17 protein-coding genes and 1 pseudogene are annotated in these 22,665 nt (G+C 41.8%); 5 read left to right on the top strand and 13 right to left on the bottom strand.

What is annotated here, in order from left to right:
• Positions 1 to 41 precede the first annotated feature (41 nt).
• Positions 42 to 1,643 (top strand): bifunctional aspartate transaminase/aspartate 4-decarboxylase, encoded by a 1,602-nt coding sequence (locus F895_RS06855; RefSeq protein ID WP_005242250.1) that lies wholly within the window; start codon positions 42 to 44, stop codon positions 1,641 to 1,643.
• 73 nt (positions 1,644 to 1,716) lie between these two features.
• Here the strand turns inward: F895_RS06855 and cntB are convergent, their stop codons facing one another.
• The 6 genes from cntB to F895_RS06825 all read right to left on the bottom strand — a co-directional run bounded on the left by cntB (position 1,717) and on the right by F895_RS06825 (position 9,242).
• A complete protein-coding gene (gene cntB / locus F895_RS06850) occupies positions 1,717 to 2,673 on the bottom strand; it encodes a carnitine monooxygenase, reductase subunit CntB (protein WP_005242251.1) in 957 nt (318 codons plus the stop codon).
• A 105-nt stretch (positions 2,674 to 2,778) separates the two neighbouring features.
• Positions 2,779 to 4,230 carry an NAD-dependent succinate-semialdehyde dehydrogenase gene (locus F895_RS06845; RefSeq protein ID WP_005242252.1) on the bottom strand — a complete coding sequence of 484 codons (1,452 nt, stop codon included), beginning with the start codon at positions 4,228 to 4,230 and terminating at the stop codon, positions 2,779 to 2,781.
• A gap of 74 nt (positions 4,231 to 4,304) precedes the next feature.
• Positions 4,305 to 5,420 (bottom strand): carnitine monooxygenase subunit alpha, encoded by a 1,116-nt coding sequence (gene cntA, locus F895_RS06840; RefSeq protein WP_005242253.1) that lies wholly within the window; start codon positions 5,418 to 5,420, stop codon positions 4,305 to 4,307.
• Positions 5,421 to 5,484: 64 nt separating this feature from the next.
• Positions 5,485 to 6,438: an alpha/beta hydrolase gene (locus F895_RS06835; protein WP_005242254.1), complete on the bottom strand. Its 954-nt coding sequence runs from the start codon at positions 6,436 to 6,438 to the stop codon at positions 5,485 to 5,487.
• Complete coding sequence (locus F895_RS06830) at positions 6,435 to 8,090, bottom strand: BCCT family transporter (protein ID WP_171057889.1); 1,656 nt, start codon at positions 8,088 to 8,090, stop codon at positions 6,435 to 6,437. Before F895_RS06830 ends, F895_RS06835 begins: the two co-directional genes overlap by 4 nt.
• A gap of 39 nt (positions 8,091 to 8,129) precedes the next feature.
• Complete coding sequence (locus F895_RS06825; RefSeq protein WP_005242257.1) at positions 8,130 to 9,242, bottom strand: tartrate dehydrogenase; 1,113 nt, start codon at positions 9,240 to 9,242, stop codon at positions 8,130 to 8,132.
• Positions 9,243 to 9,342: 100 nt separating this feature from the next.
• On the opposite strand from F895_RS06825, the gene F895_RS06820 reads away from it, so the two are divergent.
• Positions 9,343 to 10,323, top strand: a complete 981-nt coding sequence (locus F895_RS06820; protein WP_005242265.1) for a LysR family transcriptional regulator — start codon at positions 9,343 to 9,345, stop codon at positions 10,321 to 10,323.
• Between the two features lie 75 nt (positions 10,324 to 10,398).
• Positions 10,399 to 11,232: an EamA family transporter gene (locus F895_RS06815; protein WP_005242267.1), complete on the top strand. Its 834-nt coding sequence runs from the start codon at positions 10,399 to 10,401 to the stop codon at positions 11,230 to 11,232.
• A gap of 51 nt (positions 11,233 to 11,283) precedes the next feature.
• Here the strand turns inward: F895_RS06815 and F895_RS06810 are convergent, their stop codons facing one another.
• Together F895_RS06810 and F895_RS06805 are read right to left on the bottom strand one after the other, a co-directional pair.
• A complete protein-coding gene (locus F895_RS06810; protein ID WP_005242269.1) occupies positions 11,284 to 12,468 on the bottom strand; it encodes a porin in 1,185 nt (394 codons plus the stop codon).
• Positions 12,469 to 12,971: 503 nt separating this feature from the next.
• Positions 12,972 to 13,403 (bottom strand): hypothetical protein, encoded by a 432-nt coding sequence (locus F895_RS06805; RefSeq protein ID WP_005242271.1) that lies wholly within the window; start codon positions 13,401 to 13,403, stop codon positions 12,972 to 12,974.
• A gap of 103 nt (positions 13,404 to 13,506) precedes the next feature.
• Here F895_RS06805 and F895_RS06800 point away from each other — a divergent pair, with 103 nt between their 5' ends.
• Positions 13,507 to 14,439 carry an IS5 family transposase gene (locus F895_RS06800; RefSeq protein ID WP_000743262.1) on the top strand — a complete coding sequence of 311 codons (933 nt, stop codon included), beginning with the start codon at positions 13,507 to 13,509 and terminating at the stop codon, positions 14,437 to 14,439.
• A 273-nt stretch (positions 14,440 to 14,712) separates the two neighbouring features.
• On the opposite strand, the gene F895_RS06795 is transcribed toward F895_RS06800, so the two are convergent.
• From F895_RS06795 to F895_RS06775, 5 genes and pseudogenes are all read right to left on the bottom strand, one after another.
• Complete coding sequence (locus F895_RS06795) at positions 14,713 to 15,135, bottom strand: hypothetical protein (RefSeq protein WP_005242274.1); 423 nt, start codon at positions 15,133 to 15,135, stop codon at positions 14,713 to 14,715.
• Entirely contained in the window at positions 15,136 to 16,539 is a 1,404-nt protein-coding gene (locus tag F895_RS06790; RefSeq protein ID WP_005242276.1) for a hypothetical protein, read from the bottom strand.
• Positions 16,536 to 19,173, bottom strand: a pseudogene (locus F895_RS06785) (DUF2345 domain-containing protein). The gene F895_RS06790 and the pseudogene F895_RS06785 overlap by 4 nt, the downstream one beginning before the upstream one ends.
• 239 nt (positions 19,174 to 19,412) lie before the next feature.
• Positions 19,413 to 19,775, bottom strand: a complete 363-nt coding sequence (locus F895_RS06780) for a 5-carboxymethyl-2-hydroxymuconate Delta-isomerase (RefSeq protein WP_005242280.1) — start codon at positions 19,773 to 19,775, stop codon at positions 19,413 to 19,415.
• A gap of 12 nt (positions 19,776 to 19,787) precedes the next feature.
• A complete protein-coding gene (locus tag F895_RS06775; protein WP_005242281.1) occupies positions 19,788 to 21,500 on the bottom strand; it encodes an AAA family ATPase in 1,713 nt (570 codons plus the stop codon).
• Between the two features lie 194 nt (positions 21,501 to 21,694).
• Between F895_RS06775 and F895_RS06770 the strand changes: the two genes are divergently transcribed.
• Positions 21,695 to 22,660, top strand: a complete 966-nt coding sequence (locus F895_RS06770; protein ID WP_005242282.1) for an alpha/beta hydrolase — start codon at positions 21,695 to 21,697, stop codon at positions 22,658 to 22,660.
• Positions 22,661 to 22,665 lie beyond the last annotated feature (5 nt).

The following is a 22,665-nucleotide window of genomic DNA, read 5'->3' on the forward strand; positions in this document are numbered from 1 at the left end:
TCAACTACTTATTGCTTCAACTATAATTAAGGAGACTTCCCATGGGGAACGTTGATTATTCAAAATACTCAAAACTTAGTCCATTCGAACTAAAAGATAATTTAATCGAACTTGCCCAAAGTAAAACAGACAGAATGATGCTGAATGCAGGGCGTGGCAATCCGAACTTCTTAGCCACGATTCCACGTCGAGCCTTCTTTCAATTGGGGCTGTTTTCCACCACCGAATCAGAGTTTTCGTTCTCTTATATGCCAGAAGGTTTAGGCGGATTCCCTCGCCCCGTTGGTTTACAGTCTCGCTTCGACAGCTTCATTATGCATAATCGGGATAAACCCGGTGTAGTATTTTTAGGCAAAGCCATTTCCTATGTCCGAGATCAGCTCGGCTTAGATCCTGATGCTTTTTTACTGGAAATGGTTGAGGGGATTTTAGGCTGTAACTACCCTGTTCCAGACCGCATGCTACGTATCAGTGAATCCATCATCAAAGAATATATCCTGCGTGAAATGGGCGTCCAAGGCATGCCCAAAGAAGGCTTGGACTTATTTGCTGTCGAAGGTGGAACGGCGGCAATGGCCTATATTTTTAACTCCTTAAAAGAGAATAAAATTATCGCCAATGGCGATCGTATCGCGATTGGTGCACCCATTTTCACTCCGTATTTGGAAATCCCGAAACTGAATGACTATCAACTGGAAGAAGTCCTGATCGAAGCTGATCCAAAGCTAGACTGGCAATATCCAGAATCTGAATTACGGAAATTGGAAGACCCATCGATTAAAGCGTTCTTCCTTGTCAATCCAAGTAATCCACCTTCTGTAAAACTCAGCGATGAAGGTTTGGCGATCTTGGCGGATATCGTGAAAAAACGACCTGACCTGATTATTTTAACCGATGATGTGTACGGTACTTTTGCAGACAACTTCAAATCACTATTTGCGATCTGTCCAGACAATACCATCTTGGTGTATTCATTCTCGAAATATTTTGGGGCAACCGGTTGGAGATTGGGCGTGATTGCGCTCTCAAACAATAATATTCTGGATCAAAAGCTAGCGGCACTCTCGAAAAAAGACAAGAAAGAACTGGAAGAACGCTATTCATCTTTAACTACCGATCCTGCCAAGATCAAATTTATTGATCGTCTAGTGGCGGATAGCCGCAATGTGGCTCTGAATCACACGGCGGGTCTTTCTACACCGCAACAAGTGCAAATGGTGCTGTTTGCCCTGTTCAATATGATGGATTCTCAACAGAACTATAAAAAAGCAGTTAAATCCGTGGTGCGTGAACGTGATGCTGCGCTATATCGCCAGTTAGGGGTTGAAGTGCCTGTCGATCCAAATTCGGTCGATTACTATACTTTGGTGAATTTGGAAAACACCTCTCGAACATTGTACGGAGATGATTTTGCAGATTGGGTGATGAAAAACAAGAATCCGACCGAATTATTATTCCGCGTCGCAGATGAAACAGGTGTAGTGCTGTTACCCGGTTCAGGCTTTGGGGTACAGCACCCTTCTGCCCGTGCGTCATTGGCCAATCTGAATGAATACCAATATGCTGCAATCGGAGACTCATTAAGACGCTTTGCCGAAGAAGCCTATCAAGAGTACTTAAAAACCAAGAAAGGCAAAAAATAAATCTGAATCAAGGTTTCAGTCAATAAAAAGCAGCTTCGGCTGCTTTTTATACTTTAAAAATCAACGTTTAAAATTAAAGATCGAGTACCAGTTTTTTACCTTTGGCACGCGACACACAGATCATCATCGATTGCTGTGAGGCTTTTTCATCATCACTCAAGTACTGATCAAAATGTTCGGCTTCCCCTTCCAGAATCATGGTTTCACAGGTGCCACAAACCCCTTCACGACATAAACATTCCACATCAATATTGAGCAATTCAATTGCTTGTAAAATGGTTTGATTGCCTTGCACTTCGACTTGCTGATTGGATTTTGCCAAGACCACCGTAAACGCTTCACCTTCTTCGGGTACAGTAGATGCAAATTGTTCCGAATGGATATATTCATCACGATAACGATGGTAATTACAACGATCAATCACCGCATCAATCATCGGCTTAGGCCCACACACATAGACGTGCGTGCCTTTCGGCTGAGATCCAATCAGTTGATCTAGATCCAGAGATTTTCCATCCGAATCGATATAGCTAAAAATATGTTCAGCATGTTTTTGCTTGAGTTCTTCTAACAGCGCGGCATGCTCTGGAGAACGATAGGCATAATGCAACTCATAGTCAGCACCACGTGCAGCCAGTTCATCCATTTGCGGCACAAACGGGGTGATGCCAATTCCACCCGCAATCAGAATATGTTTCTCCCCATCTTCTGCTAGTGGAAACAGATTCTTCGGTTCAGAAATCAGAATTTCACAGCCTTTATTGCACTGATCATGCATATAGACTGAACCGCCTTTACCTTCAATATCTTTACGGACACAGACTTGGTAAGTTGAAAGATCTTGAGCACAGCTCATCAGTGAATAGGCATTGGATAGCTGGTCATTCATTTTCACAATGATATGACTGCCACCATTGAATTGAGGGAAATTTTGTCCGTCCTGACGTTTAAATGTAAACCGTTTGATCAGTGGGGTCAGTTGCTCTACGCGTGTGACCACTGATGCAAACATTTCATAATGACTAGCCATGTCTAAATCCTCTTTACCGCATGCTGCTCATCTAAGCATTTTCTAATTTTAAGCGCATATTGCCTGCCGGACCGTCCATCAAGAGAGTCCAAACAGGCATTGTTGCTATAACCCTAAACACATATATTTAATGGTCATGAACTCTTCCAAACCATATTTAGAGCCTTCACGACCAACACCTGATTGTTTCACCCCGCCAAATGGCACCACTTCGTTGGAAATCGCGGTTGAGTTCATCCCGACCATGCCATATTCCAGCTGTTCAGCGACACGCCAAATCCGTGAAATGTTTTCGCTATACACATAAGCGGCCAAACCAAAAATAGTATCGTTGGCTTGTGCAATGACATCAGCTTCCTCAGTAAAGCGGATTAACGGCGCGACTGGCCCAAAAATTTCTTCCTGAACAATCTCCATATCACGAGACACATCGGTTAAAACCGTTGGTTCAAAGAAAGTCTGACCCAGTGAATGCTGTTGACCACCACAAGCGACTTGTGCACCTTTGCCACAGGCATCATCAATCAACTGTTTTGCTTTCAGTACCGCCTTGTCATTGATTAACGGTCCGATCTGCACATTAGATTCCAAACCATTGCCGATTTTGAATTTCTGTACCTCTTGTACAAATTTCTCGGTAAATGCCTGATAAATCTTGTCGTGTACATAGATTCGATTGGCACAAACACAGGTTTGTCCTGCATTACGGAACTTGGCAAAGATTGCACCTTGTACCGCTTTATCCAGATCTGCATCATCAAACACGATCAGTGGTGCATTGCCACCCAGTTCTAAAGCCAACTTTTTAATGGTGCCTGAACATTGCTGCATCAATAAACGCCCCACAGGTGTAGATCCGGTAAAGGTCAATTTTTTGACTTTTTCATGGCTAGTAAATACCGACCCAATCTCTTGTGATTTGCCAGTGACGACATTCACTACCCCTGCCGGAATACCAGCCATTTCCGCCAGTTTGGCAAGCGCAAGTGCACAATACGGCGTTTCATTGGCGGGTTTAATCACGATGGTACAGCCTGCCGCCAAAGCAGGTGCAGCTTTACGGGTAATCATCGCTATCGGGAAATTCCACGGCGTAATTGCCGCAACCACACCGACAGGTTCTTTGGTGATAATAAATCGCTGCTGGCTATTGGTGGTTGGAATCACATCACCATAAACACGCTTGCCTTCTTCGGCAAACCATTGGATAAACGAAGCCGCATATTTCACTTCACCCAACGCTTCAGCTAAGGGTTTACCCTGTTCAATGGTCATCATTCGCGCCAGTTCATCGGCATGTGACAAAACCAATTGATACCAAGCCAATAACAGGTCTGCACGTTTTTGTGCTGTCAAGCCTTTCCACGCTGCTAAAGCCTGATACGCCGCTTCCACCGCGACAGTGGCTTCGTCTGCCCCCATATTGGGAATGACACCAATTTCCTCTCCTGTCGCAGGATTGGTCACAGCAATGGTGGCATCGGATTGTGCACTGACCCATTGACCATTGATCAATCCGCGCTGTTGAAATAACGGACTTGCTTGCAAACTTGACATGTCATGTTCCTATCGATTGAAGCAAGGTACGGCCTGATCACCGCACCTTAAATTATCTAATGCCTGAGACAAAATTACTTGTGATGTTGCGCAACCAGATTCTGGAAATAAGCAATACCGTGTTCACTGATTCCTGAACGTTGCTTGTCGGTCATGATACGCCCCTGACCACGATAACCCCGTGATTTTAAACCACGTTGTACGCTTTCAACCAGTTCAAGGTCTTCAGGGCGGAAGACATTGCGATACCATTCAATCAGATCTTTCTGATCTTGGGTCAGCTCTTCATTGGTGAAGAAAATGTCATAGTGCTGCAAAGTGGTTTCCGCATCCATCGGGAACTCATAGATCACCGTCATGAAGTTTGCACCCGGCGGTACGTTAAACATGGTGCACGGCCACGTCCAGAAACCACTAAAGGTCGGATCTTTAACCGATGGATCAAGCTTGAAAGATTTTTCTGAAGAACGTGCATAACCATATTGCAGCGTCCAGTTTTGATGGGTGGTGTGCCAGTATTTATCCACCTGTACCGAGTCAGCAAAACCCGGATGCGCTGGACCACAGTGATAACATTCTAAATAGTTATCCACGATCACTTTCCAGTTCGCAGGTGTTTCCGTTACAAAACGTGCCGCCAGTTTCAAGTCTTTGATGACCGCACAAGCCTCATTCAGTTTTTGTGCAAATTCAGGCAACTGATCTTCGACACAGGTGGCATTTTCATCCATATTAATAAAGATAAAACCACCGTATTCTTCAACTTTTAACGGCACCATGCTGGAGTTTTGCTTGTCAAAAGACTCAACATGATCACAGTTGCGTGCCAGCGCCAAACTACCATCCAGCTTAAAGGTCCATGCGTGATACGGACAGGTAATCACGTTTTTGGCTTTACCACTGCCGCTTAATAACTCATGACCACGATGCGGGCAGACATTATAAAAGGCACGTAATACGCTGTCTTTACCGCGAATCACGATGATATTTTCCCCAATCACCTTACGGGTAATATAGTCATTCGCTTGGGCAACTTCACTGCCATGTGCCACGCAAATCCAGCTTTTCGCAAAAATTTCTTCTTTTTCGCGCTCAAACACCTGAGATGAGGTATAGAACACCTTTGGAAATGTCCATGCCACATCTGGGTTTGAACAGAAATCTTCTGGTAATTTTTCAACTGCATTCATGGTTTTACTCCATTAAACTGTTTTGTCCTAACGACCGTTTTATCAAAATTGGCTGATGTCCAAATCACTTGAACATTTGCTTTAACGAACTCAGCATGTGCTGATATAAATCCTGCACTACAGGACAGTCCCGTACTAAACGTAAACTGCCATGTAGTAATCCTTTGCCGAGATAAAACTCGGCGGCAATATTGGCTTGCTTTAACTTGTCCACAAAAATACGTCCGTCATCACTTAGTGGATCGTATTCCGCCACCGCAACAAAGCTGCGTGGCATATCACTGAACTCTTCTGCCAAAAGTGGTGCTAAACGTGTGTCCTGCCAGTCACTTTCATTCGGTGCATATTCCTTCAGGTAATAATGCATTTCCTCGAGCGTCAATAACGGCGCATGTGCATGCTGCTGGCAAGACGCGGTATCAAAACTGCTGCCCAAACATGGGTAGATCAAAGCCAAACCACAAGCCTGATTGCCTGTATGCTGTAACTGAACTGCCAGTGCTGCAGCTAAATTGCCACCTGCGCTATCACCTGCTAATACCAACTGCGCTGGATTGATGTTCCAGTCTGCGCCATGCGTGCGAAGCCAGTGATAGACTGTTTCACAATCCTCATAAGCGGCTGGAAAATGATGTTCTGGCACCAAACGATAATCCACACTCAGTACCGCAACATTCAGATCACGACATAAATAACGGGTGATAAATTCATGTGAATCCAGATTGCCCAGCATCCAGCCACCACCATGGATAAACAACACGCAAGGCCAACCCTCCGCGGGTGCTTGGCCTAATGGTGAATACAACCGAACATTGACGGGATGAGTCGCATGCGCAACGGTTTTATCTTCAATATTGACCGTTCCATCTCGTGGCAAGGTGTAGTGCAAGCACATGGCATCATAGGCTGCACGAATTGAATCAATATCGTTATCCGCTGCTGAATAAATGCTGCTCCAGTACACCAGACTTTGCATTTCTTCGCTTAACGCATCGCGCGTGTTCGGTTGTGCTGTCATGACAATTCCTTTTGACTGCTTTTATGCGCAACTTGAGTTGCCGCAATATCAATCTGCATCTGTTGATTGGAGTCAGTGTGCTCAAGCGCTTCCAAGTCATTAAAGCTATTCTGCTCAATCAAATGCGATGGCACTTTGGAGTAATCCTCGATCAGCCATTTCACCAAGCCGTAAGTCTGTACCAGAATAATCACAATAAATGGCAAGGCAGTCACAATGGTGGCGGTTTTCATGGTATCTAATGGCGCTTTAGAGAAAATCATCGCAATCGGCACTAGGGTTAACATCAGACACCAGAATAAACGTGCATTCGGTGACGGGTCTTGCCCTTCACGCAGACCTCGGGTACAAGTGGCAGAGACCGCATAGCCCACTGCATCCATATGTGCTGCGAGGAAAATCACCATAATGCCAAGGAATAACCACATCATCAGCTTGCCTGCGGGCAACAAACCCAGCAGTTGACCAATCGCTACTTCACCACCTTGCTGACTCAAAACTTGCGGTACATTGACCATGCCGTGAATAAAACTATAGACACTGTAGTTCTCAAACACACCGAAGATGAACCATAAACCAACGCTACCGCCGATGACCATGGCAAGAATCACTTCTTTAATGGTGCGACCTTTAGATACACGGGTCACAAACAAAGCCACGCCCGGTGCATAAGAAATCCACCACAACCAATAGAATACGGTCCATTCACGGGTGAACTTTCCATCGCCCATCGGGTCGGTAAATAAACTCATATCGACAAAGTTGGTCGCCATCAGACCAAAACTCATCAATGAATTATTCATAATGAACTGGGTTGGCCCAAAGCACAGCACATAGATCGCAAACAGCACCACGCCCAAACACACCATATGGCTTAAACGCTGCATCCCTTTATCCATTCCAACATAAGAGCTCAGTGCGAATAAGATGGATACCGCCAAGATGATGATGACTTTGGTCACGAAGGTGTTGGGAATACCTGTTAGCTGCGACAGAATGTTGGTAAAGGTCACCGCAGTCAGTACCAGTGAAATGGTCAAGGCACCAAACATACACAGCAAGAACATCAGATCAACCACACGACCAACTGGGCCAGTCGCTTTAAAGCCCGTCACCGCTTCAATCACAGATGCCAGACTCAGCCCTTTATTCTTTCTGACATGGTAGCTGTAGCACAATGAAATCGACGCCAAGGCATAGATCGACCATGCGCTTAGACCAGAGTGAAAGAAGGAATAGGCCACACTGTATTTCAGTGCTTCTGCCGATTCAGGGGCTAAATTCAAACCCGGCGTTTGATAATAATAGGCCCAGTCTAGAAAGCCCCAGTACAAGGTGGAAGACCCAATCCCCGACAAAATAAACATGAAAATCCATGACATGGTGCTATATTGGGGCTTACCTTCACCGAGCTTGATTTTGCCGTATTTACTAAAGGCCAAACCGAAGGTAAAAATAATTGATAAAAAAGCAAATAACAGGACTGGCGTGGTGAACATCGAAGTGGTCCACTGCATCCATTTTGCAGCCAGTTGTATTGATTCAGATGAGTAGATTGCCAGACCAGCTACCGATGTAAACACAACGGCAAGACTGGTGATCGCAAGCGTCTTATCTGTATAAGGTTTTGTAATTTGATTATCCATATCTATTCAATCCATCTCGGATAGTGACTATTCCCTAAGAGATACTTACTCCATCGCGAATAAATCCATTTTCTGCTCAGTCACACAGGAGGCAATCGCATCGCCCACTTCATAGGTCTTGGCAGTACCACCGACATCAGGCGTTTTTGGACCATTTACCAAGACATGTTCAATTGCCTGCATGATTTCCTGTCCTGCCTGAATCACCTGCTCATCTCCATCTGCCAAGAAATCCAGCATCATGGCACCCGACCAGATCGCCGCAATCGGATTGGCAATCTGTTGTCCGTAAATATCAGGTGCTGAACCATGTACAGGTTCAAATAGCGAAGGAAACTTACGTTCAGGGTTTAAGTTTGCCGAAGCCGCCAAACCAATAGTGCCAGTACAGGCAGGTCCTAAATCCGACAAGATATCCCCGAATAAATTCGACGCTACCACCACATCAAAACGCTCAGGCTGCAAGACAAAACGTGCTGCTAAAATATCAACATGCTGCTTATCAGCCTTGATCTGCGGATAATTTTTTGCCATTGCATCGACACGTTCATCCCAGTACGGCATGCTCACCGCAATACCGTTGGATTTGGTTGCAGCCGTGATTTTTTTAGCCTCACGCTGATCCGCAAATTCAAAGGCATATTTCAAAATACGATCGACGCCATGACGGGTAAACACTGCTTCCTGCAACACAAACTCGCGATCGGTGCCTTCAAAAGCTTTACCACCAATGGCAGAGTATTCACCTTCGCTGTTTTCACGCACCACATAAAAATCGATATCGCCGGGTTGTTTGCCAGCCAGTGGACATTTCACCCCAGGCATTAACCGAACAGGCCGTAAATTCACATACTGATCAAAACGACGACGGAACTGCAGCAATGATCCCCACAGTGAAATGTGATCAGGCACCTTTTCAGGCCATCCCACCGCACCAAAGAAGATGGCATCATATTCCTGCAGAACCTCAAACCAGTTATCCGGCATCATTTTGCCGTGTTCAAGGTAGTAATCACAGCTGGCCCAATCGAAGCTATCCATTTGAAGTTGAATGCCATATTTGTCTGCTGCTGCCTTTACAACCTTGATGCCTTCTGGTAGAACTTCTAAACCAATCCCATCACCCGCAATCGTGGCAACTTTATACTTTTTTGCCATAACGCACCCTTACACCTTTGGTTAATATCCTTAGCTGTAAACATGCTGTTTTCAGCAACAATGATCAATAAGAAAACTATCACCCCAATGGACACGGATCGTGAATAATCTACCTAACCTATCGGATTTAAAGGTTTTTTGCACAGTCGCAAAACGCAAGAGTTTTGTCGATTCAGCTGAGGAGCTGGGTGCTTCACCTGCATTTATCAGTAAACGCATCAACATTTTAGAAACCAACCTGAACTGCAAGCTGTTTCATCGCAGTACCCGTCATGTCAGTTTGACTGAAGATGGCAAACTGATTCTGGATCGGGTTTCGAATATTCTGGATGAATTTGATGAAATCAGTGAGCTGGTGAATAACCCCTTAAGCACACCAACAGGTCATCTCGATATTGTCAGCAGCTTCGGTTTTGGCCGTAAACATGTTGCGCCTATTCTGTCTAAATTGATGACCATGTACCCCAAACTGGAAATTCAATTTGATACCATCGACAACACCAAGGACCTGATTCAACACAGCATTGATCTGGATATTCGCATTGGCAACGACATTGCCCCGAATATGATCGCGAAAAAAATGGTCTCAAATTTTCGGATTTTCTGTGCAGCACCCAGTTATCTGTTAAAACATGGCATGCCTGAAAGTCTGGAGGATTTACGTAACCACGATTGCCTGACCATCAGTGAACGCGATCAATCCTCTGTGTTATGGAAATTACGTCATCCTTCGGAAGATCGGTCGGTGCATGTCACACCGCGCTTTATCTCCAATAATGGCGAAATTATTCATCAACTGGCTATTGAAGGACATGGCATTATCTTACGTTCAATCTGGGATGTCGCCGATGAACTGATTAGCGGTGAATTGCAGCATATCTTGCCTGAATACTGGCAAGATGCGGATGTTTGGGCAGTGTATCCTTCGCGCTTAAAAAGCTCATCTAAATTACAGACCTGTATCCTGTTTATTCAGAATGAACTGATCAACCGCTTACAGCATGTTCAGAATCTGACTCGGGGTCAATTGATCCAGCCCATTGAGTCAATCAATCCGAATACGGAGAAAGTATTTCTATAATCGCAATCAGCTGCCTGCTTTCTTTTTTCAACCATATCATGCACATTAGCAAGATCATGAATTAACAGGCAGCTTATGAGCACGGCAATATTTGTCCTTATTTTAATCGCAGCGGTATGCCATGCTACATGGAATGCCATTGTAAAAGCAGGCACAAATAAGTTTCTAACCACGGTATTGGTCACTGCCTCAGCAGCAGTTTTAGCAGCGCTGCTCTTGCCCTTCTTCCCAATGCCGCACAGCGACAGCTGGTCTTATATTCTGGCGTCTACCACTATACAAATTTTCTATTTTGGACTGGTGGCTAAAATCTATCGCATCGCCGATATGGGACTGACCTACCCGCTAATGCGTGGCACTGCACCATTGATTGTGGCAATTCTAGGTACATTTTTGCTGCATGAACAACTACAATTCAATGCATGGCTTGGCATCATCACCATTTCCGTCGGGATCTTATCCATGATCTTGGCTGCTCCCCAAACGGGACGTAAAGGTATTGGTCTAGCTTTGCTGAATGCCGTCCTGATTGCAGGCTATACCTTGCTGGATGGTCATGGGATTCGCCTGTCGGGTTCGCCAATTGCTTATATCCTGTGGAGTTTCGTGCTGTCTGGTCTGATCTTTTTTATGTTTGCCTTGAGAATGCAATATCGTCAGATGGGTGCATATTTCCGTCGTAATTGGCATCTGGGCTTAATCGGTGGCATTGGTTCATTTTTCTCTTATGGCTTGGCGCTATGGGCGATGACCTTTGCGCCTGTTGCCGTTGTGGCGGCACTACGGGAAACCTCAATTCTATTTGCTACATTAATCTCAATTTTTATTCTAAAAGAACGCATCAATGCGGTACGGATTATTTCCTCTTGTCTCATTTTAATTGGGGCTTTGATTCTAAGAATCGCCTAAACAAAAAAGCCAGTCTATCTCAAACAGACTGGCTCATTTTCAGTGCTGAGTTTAGAAGTAATAACCCAACGATAAATAGAACAGTTTATTCCATTGATTGCTGTCCCCTTGCGCTAGTCCATCTGCGCCACTACCCGTCATTGGGTCATTACGGCTCCAGATATATTCGCCCTGTATGCCGACTTTTTTATAGTTAAAATATAGGCCTGCGATTAAGCGATCTGAATCTTGATAGCCTGATTCATCTTTATAAAAACGGCTATACGAGACATAAGGTTTAATATTTTCTAACTGATGGAAAGGTTTGGCAAAGGTGTAGTTAATTTCATTGGCCATATATTTGCCTTTGTTCGCTACTTGATAAGGATAATCAAATGCGCCAATGGTCGAACTTTTCGGTAAAAGATCATCTGCATTTTTAATATTCTGCTCTCCTGCCAAGAACAACCATTGCCATGCCTGATAATTGGTAGTGCTAAAGATACTCCATGTACTACGATGCCCATCTTGGTTGGTACGATTATTTTCCAATTCCGAATACCAATAAGAACCACCAATTTCCGTAGAGAAGTTCTGGGATTGATCGAGCTCAAACTTTCGGGATAAGCGCGTCACCCACATATTCTTTTCATCAATATCGGTACCTTGGGTCAAATCATCGGCTCGAACAAAGTTACCGCTATAACGACTTGAATCTTTGGAGGTGCCTTTGTAATTACCACCATCCGTCGGGTAAAAACCAAGAATGAAATTATACAGATTGTCCTTAAACTGATATTTCACTCCAAGGTTTTGAATGTCTTCCAGTCCAACGGTATTCAGCAAAGTTTCATAATAGCTATTGCCCCATAGTCGTCCAAAGCCAAAATCAACCGATTGAAAACCGACTGTCAGTCGTTGCTGATCTGAAAACTTATAGCCTACCCAAGCATCTTTTAAAAATAGTGCATCACATAAGCGGTCATACTGGTAGCAGCGTACATCCATCGATGCAATCCAGTCTGGGTTTTCATAACTGAGTACCGCTTTAATATCTGCCAGCCGCCAGTCATCATTTTTGGAGCCTTCATTGGCTTCGACAATATAGTCTTTATGGATATAGCGGGTACGGATGGCGCCCGTCAGTTTCAGTTCACCCGCTTGTGTTTTCGGATCACCGATACTGAAATCGGCGGCCAAGACTGGCGTATTTGCCAAGATACCCATTGAACCCAAGAGAAATAGTGCTTTTTTCATTGTTGTACGTCCTTGTTTAACCTCATAAGAAAATGAAGAAATTCATGCAGACAAACAACGCTTAAACTATAAAGTCGGTCTTTACGGAGTGTGTTTAATGAAACAGGATTAAGCTCAGACAAGTATGGAATATCCTTTTAGATAGATAAAATTATCAATAATTGAATTACAGCCAAAAGAGCATAACTGAGCTTATAACTATCGTAGAACCAAAAAAAACAGATAACTTAATATAAAACCATAACTTTTTATGCTGCTCTACCACTCTCATAGCCGAGCTGAAATCCAAGACATAGAATAGTTTTCTTTTTTCAAAAAAAATTTTTAAGCTCTTCTCAGAAAATAAGGAAATTATATTAACAAAAGTAACACTTAAAATTACTGCTTCAATATTAGCAACATCCATTTGCCTGCGTTGTCGAATTTGGTTGGACTACGATGTGCTTCGTGAATCCGACCAACTACAAAGGGAGGATCATTTTCAAAATAACTACTATTAAAAATCAGTTATTTCTCATATTTAATATTGTAAAAACTAAAGTATAAAGAGCTAAAAAAATACACCATAAAATTAAGTAGATATTATGATCAAACTTAACTGTATTAATAATGAGTTGGTTTAAAGGATCACTATCGGTCATGAGTGCACATAAGAACAGGAATACATAAGCAAAAAAGCCAACTCTCAGAACATATATAATATTCTTCACAAAGAACATTATAGTACCAAGAATAACACTTACAATACCGAAGAACCAAAGGAGTACGCTTTCATCTTCGTTTGAGCCTTCCATTTCCCTCAAATAGACAAATCCTCCCCCGCCATGAGGCACGTAAGTGACAAAACCTTTTGTAAGAGATTCAAAACAAATAGCCAAGATACCTGAAAGAATCAGAATAAGCGCCAAGTAATGTTTTAATGTTAAATTTTTCATAGTCCTGAGTAGCGTGTCCAATATTTATATACTGTGCGTGGAGTTGCAGGGCTTTGTTGCACAAACCTATCTGTAAAGGCTTTTTCAGCGATATAATTTTCAAATGAAGAAGCCTACACACAAAATCTACCGCACAACCAATTGGCCCGCATATAACCGAGCACTCATTAATCGCGGAAATATTGCCCTTTGGTTTGATCCTGCTACGCAATGGTATGCTCCATCAAAAGGCAAACAAGGGCGAAATCAAACCTACTCCGACGCAGCCATCCAATGCTGCTTAATGATTAAATCCTTATTCCGTCTATCTTTACGTATGGTCACTGGCTTTGTGCAAAGTCTGATTAAACTTTGCGGATTAAATTGGACCGCACCAGATTACAGTACGCTTTGTAGAAGACAAAAGCATATTGATATTGCAATCAGCTACCAAAAAAGTAGCGATGGGCTGCATCTACTCGTAGACTCTACAGGGATGAAGTTTCTAGGTGAGGGCGAATGGAAACGCAAGAAACATGGAGCTGAATATCGTCGCCAATGGCGTAAACTACATATTGGTATAGATGCCAAAACCCTACAAATACGCGCTATTCAGCTCACAACCAATAATGTCTGTGATTCACAGGTGCTTGGTGATTTACTTAATCAGATTCCACAAGATGAGCAGATTGACTCTGTTTATACCGATGGAGCTTATGACACCAAGCAATGCCGTCAGGTCATTGCAGATCGGCAAGCACATGCGGTGATTCCACCTAGAAAAAATGCGAAACCATGGAAAGATACAAAGAGTAGCTCGCTAGAGCGAAATGAATTACTTCGAACAATTAAACGTTTAGGTAGGACACTATGGAAAAAATGGTCAGGCTATCATCGCCGAAGTTTGGTTGAGACTAAAATGCACTGCATCAAATTATTAAGAGATAAACTCAGTGCAAGGAGCTTTGATAGCCAAGTCAATGAGGTTCATGCACGTGTAGCAGTCCTCAACAGATTTACGGAATTAGGTCGACCACTTACCCAAGTTACGCCTTAAATTTGGCTCAATTAGGGGCGCTTTGCCTTTCAAATCTTTGTGCAACAAAGCCGAGTTGCAGTACAAGCACTGGCTTAGAGTAAATAATTCCTCGTAAAGCTTCATTACGATTCACATATCTTGCTGCTAATTGATGAAAAATAGCCGCAACATTAGCAGATTCAACTTTTTTATTTAGGGTAATCTCTCCAAAATAGCTTTTTTATGTCCTTCAACCGTTTTAAGATAATCAACTCTAGCAACCTGAACTTGCAATAATAAAGCAAATTAAATTCAATCCAGAATAAGGGCTACTATCATAAACACCCCCCAAAGCATTACAAAAAAATATATTAAATATTGGAGATAAAAGAAAATTTTATACTTAGCTAACATTTTATTTAATTTATATTTATCTACTGGATAGTAAAAATCTTTACCATAAAGTTTTTTAAATTTAACTTCTTTTTTTATATTTAAGACTTCACGCCAGAAGACTATTGGTAAAACACTGACAAAAAAGAAATTAAAAGGCTCCAAGGGGACTTTAAAATATTTTTCCTCATTAAAAATAACTTTACACATCCCCTTTAAATGATAAGATACATAAAAATATTGTATAATATAAAAAAAGAAGAAAAGGAATAAAAAAAAGAATGAAAGAACAGAAAATAAAAATTTCCTATCATTAATAAGTAAATCAAAAATATGATTCATTTATTTACTCGCTTTATCATATATATATTCTGAAAGAATACCAGCTCCTTCTCCACCAGCCCATCCAAGAAAAGCAGATGTTCCAGCAGCTAAGCCTAACACAACTAGTGAAGTTCCCCCTGTAGCAACAGTTAATACAATAAAGGCTCCAGCAGCACCTCCAGCAAGTCCTCCAGCAATTTTAGATGTTTCAATTACTGTAGTTTTAGTTTTTTCCTCAGGTTTCGCATTGGCAATTGCATCACCTGCATTATAAACATCAATTGCTAAAAATAAGTATCCCCCACCTTTAATGACTTTGCTCATTCTCCCTAACTCAGCCATTTTTTCTACATACTCTTTCATACCACCTTTATAAGTTGTTCCTCTGGCCAAAGAGGATTGACTAATCATACGTCGCATATTATTAGTTTTGATAGACTGATCCCACTTAAAAATTCCTTTTGAATATTCATGATCTAATTGCTTATATAGATCACTATATTTACGCCTAAAAGCCTTAAAGTTTTTAGGATTTGCTAGTCCTGATCCTTTTGCTCTTTCTTCAGCCATTTTTAATGCTAATTGACCATGAATTTTATTCATTCTTGTGGCTGTACCTTCATGAAATGCTAAAGTTGCATCAATTCCACCTTTAGCAATTGCTCCCCATGCTATTCCGCTATCATTTGAAGGCTTTTCAAATTTTTGGACTAAAGGATGATCGTTATTTTCAAAGATATTTTTATATGTAATCTCCGTTCTAGTATCAATCAAGGCGTCATAAAAAAATTCATAGTTCTGGGCGAAGAATTCTGCATCAAAATTTTTATCTTTTTTCATAAGCTCAATATTAGTCTGAGCTTTTTGTGCATCATTTTTATATTTTTGTAATTCTTTTGCTGATGTTGAATTTGAAAGAATCACTACCATCCCTGGGGTCAGAAGCCGAATAGGTGCTATATTTGAAATATGCGGATTATTGGCCTTTAGCGTATCCCAATCTGATGCAATCAATGGTTTTTTAAAAACTCTTTTCGACCAATCTAACATTGTTTCAGTTTTTTTAATTAAATACCAAGCCACCTCTCCATCATTAAGATAAATTTCCTTAATATTTTCTTTTAGATTTTTAGTTATTTCCGTCGTGGTCTTAATCGTAAACGTACTATGTGTCTTTTTATTAGAATAAGCCTTAACTGCAATTTTTTGAAGAAGTTCTCCACGGAAATAAACAGCATAAATTAAGGAGGTATTTAAATTATATATTTCAGTCCAACCTGTTAAACCTTGCTCATCAAAATTACCTTCAAATGTTGTTGTTTTCTTAGTCGTATTATTAATCACAAAAAATTTATAAGTTAAATCTTTCAATTTGAGAGGGGCTTGAACACTGAGCTTCAGACGACTGAAATAGGTACTCATAGTTGATCTCCCGAGTCTTCTTCTCCAGCTTGCTCAATTTCATTCATCATTACTAAAGTCGTAATTTGTTGAGCAGATGGTGATGTTTTTAGCTTCATAAATCCTTTTTGGTCAGTTTTGCCCTTTTGAACATTTCCCTCTTCATCAAATAATATGTAAGGTTTATCAGCTATGACCTGACTTTCTTTATTTTTTACCAAGTATTGTAAAACATAAGGATTTTCTACATCCGGTAATGCTGAAATAACTGTATTTACTTTCGCCCCACCCATAAACAAATGCTGCCCTGCTTTCACCTCAAACTTGCCACTGGTCACAGGAAAAATACCTGAACCATTAATTTTAATTTGAGCGTCTTTAGTCGTAATTAAAATTTCTTTAGGGCTAGTAATTTCAATCCGATCTTCAGTCGAAATAATCTGAATGCCTTGCTTGGCAAGTAAATCCATACCATCCCCTTGAGCATGCACTTCAAACTTACCTTTGGCGGCAACCTGTTTAATCCCATTCTGCGCTGCAAACACACTGATTCTGTTTTGCGCATGGGCAACCAAATTCTTTTGTGTACTTAGATTGATACTATCGCCTGCAAACTGGTTAATCTGTCCATCGGCAGAGAGATGAATATCTTCATTGCTACTTAAACCAATGCCCGCAGGTGAGTTCAGCAATAGTAATGATTTTTTAAACTGGGCGATTTTTTCTTGAATCTGCTCCGCAAACTCTTTGAGTTGATCCAGCGATTCAATCTCATCGGTCTGCTGGTTCTTAGCCACTTCACTTAAGGCTTTGGCATTGCTCTGGTTGCCTTCAAGCTGTTGCTTGGCAGGTTGGGCATCGAGGTGTTCACCTTGGGCTTGATCCTGTTTATGTGTGGAAAGCAGTAAACCCTCACCTGCTCGTACTGCACCCCATTGGTCGGTACGCAGCTCAAAACCTTCACCGCGGTCTTCACTTTCGGCTTTGTCTTTAGGATGGCTCAGTTTCCCCAGATTCAGTTGACTGGCAGCATGACTGCTTTGCAACTGGGCACTGATCTGTCCTGTGGTGTCATCAAAACGCAGTTGGTTATAGCCTTCACCTTGGTACTCTTTAGATTTGATCCCTGCCAGTTTCTTGGTGTCTGGCAGCTTACCTACATGATCAAACTTGGTTGGGCTACGATGGCCTTCGTGAATTCTTCCCACCACAAAGGGACGGTCAATATTGCCATCAAAGAAGTCGATGACCACGATTTCATCAATACGCGGCAAGAAGCGTGCGCCATAGCCTTCACCAGCCCAAGGCGTGAGTACATCAACCCAAGCTGAATCGGTGTCATTGTCATTGGCACCTGCACCGCCATCATGGCTGTGATCATCGTTACGGGTAAACAGGAAACGGACTTTGATTCGTCCCCATTCATCCACATGGATTTCTTCGCCACTTGGCCCAACTACTTTGGCACGTTGCGGTGAAGCTGCTGGACGGTGTTGTAATGGATTAAATTCGGGTACGGTTTTAATACTGCGGCGTTGTAGCGTCAGTTGATTGGCTTGGCGTTCTTCATTATTGGTTTGGGTTGGCTGCCAGTTGCTTTGTGCTAATAATTGGTTGATTTGCTGATTGAGGTCTTTAGGCAAGTTGTTTTGGTTATAGAAGTTTTTTCCTGTAATTAGAAATTCTTTATCGCTGCCATCGTGTTGATCAATTTCAGGATGTTCGGCCAATTCAAACCAGTAACCGACATGGGTATCGCGGACGGTGCTATCGGCGATAAATTGCTTTGATTGTTGGTCGTAATATTGACCCAAGTTCTGATTCAGTTTTTCAATCTGTGCATTGCCCGATGCGGTTGCACCATCTTCTCCATTCAGGTCTTGCATCCAAGCAGGTGAAAAGTGCCATGCCTGTTCTAGCCCTAAACTGGCATTGTCGTATTGAGCACTGTGTTTATGCGTGCTTTGTACGCTGCCGGCACCATCTTCTTGTTCTAAAGCATCGGCTTGCCAACGCTGTACATGTACGCTACTCGGCTGTAAGCTGCGTTGCCCGACCAAACTGGTCATGCTGTCGTATTGTTCGGTGGCACTGCTGCGGTGGTAACGAATCTGTCGACGATCAAGGGCTTGGTACTGGCTATTGTCATCAATCAGGCGTAGTTTTTGTGGTTGGATTTGTTCATTGATACTACTTACCTTAAGCTGAGCTTCGTCAATTAGCCAGTTAATCCCTTCGCTACGCATCAAGGATGTCAAAAATGCTTCATCTGATTGATTATATTGCATAATAAAAGGACGAATATCGTAGTCTTGACTCAGTCCGCTTAAATCCAGAGTCAAACTGGAAGCGAATAAGGGACTCTTTTGCTGCCACTCCTTGAAGACAATTTGCACGACATCAGGCACGCTCTTGTTCATAAACACGCGACTGTTACGGCGTTGTTTCCACAGTGCGGTTGGATCTTCTAAAGTCAGTTTATATACCGTGAGGCTACCATCCGATTGCCCTTGCAGGGCTTGGGTGATAATGCCCATCAATCCGTTGCAGGAACACTTGAGTATTTAAATTTTGATTGGAAAACTGAATATGGATTGCACGTCTCTGTGCGGTAAGGCCCAAACTTTCCAAGGCCTGAAATATATTACTCAACATTATTTTATAAAAAATCAACTTAAATTTACGCTATTCTATAAACAGCATACAAATCTGTCTATATTTTTAATGTTATATTCTGCAACGAATTTAGGAATAAAGATTTTATTTTAATATAAGTGACTAGAATGACTAGCAATAATTTTTTTAAGACTATCAAATCAAAATACATATTAATCAGTATATTTTATCAAATAAGGCCAATTGTCCTTATTTGATAAAACAGCGTTTACTTTAAACTAAATTGTTGCTTTAAAATAATCCTCTTTGGGCATATCAATCACTTCAACACAGAGCTGAACGGGATAGCTGACCTCAGCTTGCATATAGCTTTTTTGCTCTAGTTGACGCAACAATGCTGCACCCGCGGCTTGCTTCTGTGCCTGCGTTCGTCCACTCAATATATACAGCTTTAAATGAATATAGGCCGCTTCTGTTTCATTCAAACCAATTAAAAACACCTCATCTTTAAATGCACGGGATTTAATATCATGTGCGACAAATAAATCCGTTTCAACCAATGCAATATTCGCATCTTTTAATAACTGATGTGGATTTAATTCAGTTAAATTGGCTGAATAGTTTACAATTAAATGCGGCATTTTTTATCATTCCTATTCAATAAATAATAAGGCTAAACGGACTTGATCATACGCCATTCGCGGACTAGTGGCTTCAACAATAGGACGTAATTTAATTGAACCATCATCGGTAAAATGTTCAGGGTTTTTACGTTTATGCAAACGTTTATAAATCTTACGCACTTCTTCAATCACTTCTTCACCTGGGCTGGCGACTGAAATATCCAAGCCCTGCTCTTTATGCAAACGCGCCAGATGATTGATGATCGTTGCAGGCGTTAAACCACGCTCATGTGCAATATCTTCAATTTCATAACCCTCTTCAAATAAAGTACGGGTTTCATCCAAAGTTGCTGCGGCATAATTCTGTTTCGCACCTTTGGCGATTTTCTTTTCATTACGGGCAATTTCAGTGGCATTCAATGTGCCACCACAATGACGAATAAAAGCATTATGCTGTGTGGTTAAATCAATATTTTCAAAGTTGGCTTCTGCTTCACTCGATAACTCCTGAAAACGGCGATCCGCTTTAATGGCTAAGCTATCCAGTTCAAGCGCCTGTTCATTAAAGCCGAGCAGCTTCAGCCCTGTCAGTGATTTTAAACGTGATAAAGCCACATAGCCCTGACCTTTTTCAAAGGTATGGGTGAGATTGATTTCTGCAGCTTCCAAAGTCATCCCTTGGCTTTTATGAATGGTGATTGCCCATGCCAAACGCAACGGAATCTGTTGGAAACTGGCAATCGCCTTACCCGCTTCATTTTCAATCGACCATGTTTCTGGTTCAACCAAGAAGGTTGTACCATCAGTCAATTTTACTTTTGGCAGAATGCCCTGCTTGTCATCTTCTTCAAAGCCGATCACTTCGCCCAAACTGCCGTTGATATAGCCCATATCAAAGTTGTTTTTGACAAACATCACCTTGGCATTTTTCTTCAAGGTCAGTTCTTCAGGCGCACGCACCGATGATTTTAAGGTTTCCATCAACTTTTCATTGCCATCGACAACCGCATTGAATTGATGGCTCTCATTGTCGATTTCATTGAGGTGCTGATAATTAATATTATCGACATCCATATTGTGCGTATATAAACGAGTAAAGGTCTCGCCAATATCATGCTGGCGCGATTGTTGTAAGGCGGTGATGTGATTGCTTTGAATATTCTGGGCACGAATCGCATTTAAAATCTGATTGAGGATTTCATCATCCTGACGATGCTGTTCCGTTAAATAACAGACACGGAATTTGGCTTCGACCCAAGCCTCCGACATAAAGCAGAATTTATCGCGATTGCTTTCATCCTTTTTACCAACGGGCGGTAACTGAAAGAAGTCACCTGCTACAATCACCTGAATCCCGCCAAAGGCCTCATCACTTTCTTTAAAGTACTTCAGGACTTGATTGACCAGATTCAGTTGCTTGGCATGCAACATGGAAATTTCATCAATAATCAGAACTTGGGCATTTTCTAAATGCTCTTTTAAATATTTACGTTCTTTCATTCGCTTGAGGTCATCATCGCTCAAACGATCTTTAATCCCAATCCCTGCCCAAGTGTGAATGGTCATACCATTCATATGGGTTGCTGCAATCCCTGTCGATGCAGTAATCGCCACAGGTACTTTACGGGCTTTTAAATAATGGATGTATTGATTAAGCGTATAGGTTTTACCTGCACCAGCTGAGCCCGTTAAAAAAACATTTTCCCCAGCTTTGAGTAACTTCAGTGCAGTCTCTTGTTTCATAATTTCTTCAGTCAAAAACAACAGCGCATAGCTTAACGATTTTTTGACTAAAATAAAAATGCAATACGAAATCTCGCCGTATTTCCTCACTGAATCGCCACTTTTTGTGAACGATAGCTATCGCATAATTGCATTGACATACAGATGATTTCATTTAATGTGGTTGTTAATGAATTCAGACTTGATCTATAAAAATGACTACTTCAAATCTCTATACATATCAACCAGATATATTGGGCGAAGATTATCAGCAACTAACCTTAAATTTCGCTGATGATTATGATGGAAAAGTTGTTGCTACTTTGGTTCGCAAGAAGGCTGCTGAAGCGACCAAAAAAGCGGTTTTATATATTCATGGTTTTGCAGACTATTTTTTCCAAAAAGAAATGGCTGAACAATTTAATCAGCATGGCTACGATTTTTATGCCCTTGACCTAAGAAAATATGGTCGCTCTCGCCTCCCTCACCAAAAATTCTACTATGTGCTGGATTTACGTGAATACGATGCCGAAATCAGCAAAGCACTGGAAATTATCGGGCAAGAGAATCACAATCAAGTACTACTAGCTGGTCATTCAACAGGCGGTCTAATTGCCACCTTATATGCGGCACATTATCCAGATCATCGCTTAATCAAAGCAGTCTGGAACAATAGTCCATTCTATGATTTCTATAAAAGTGTGCTTGAGAAAAAAGTGGGCATTCCACTCTTGAGTAAAGTAGGTAAACGCCTACCGAATGGTAAATTTCCAAGCGGTCTAAATCAATGGTATACCCCAAGCTTACATAAAAATTTTTATGGTGAGTGGGATTTCAACCTCGATTGGAAACCGAAAAGCATGCCTTTTGTGCACTTGTCTTTTGTCACGGCGATTCACGAAGCGCAAAAGGAAATTCATCAAGGCGTGACTTTAAATGTACCGACTTTGATCATGCATTCACATCAATCTAACAATCCAAGAAAATGGGGAATCGACGCTCAACAAAGCGATGTGATTCTCGATGTCAAAGACATGACTCAGAATGCCAAGAAAATGAAAGGTGATGTACAAACGCTGTCCATTCAAAATGGTCTGCATGATTTGGTTTTATCTGCACCGCCTGTGCGTGCACAGGTTTATAAAGATCTGTTTGCTTGGTTAGCAGAAAAAATCCAGTAATACTG

This window comes from Acinetobacter sp. CIP 64.2 (assembly GCF_000369645.1).
In the GTDB taxonomy this organism is placed as follows: Bacteria; Pseudomonadota; Gammaproteobacteria; order Pseudomonadales; family Moraxellaceae; genus Acinetobacter.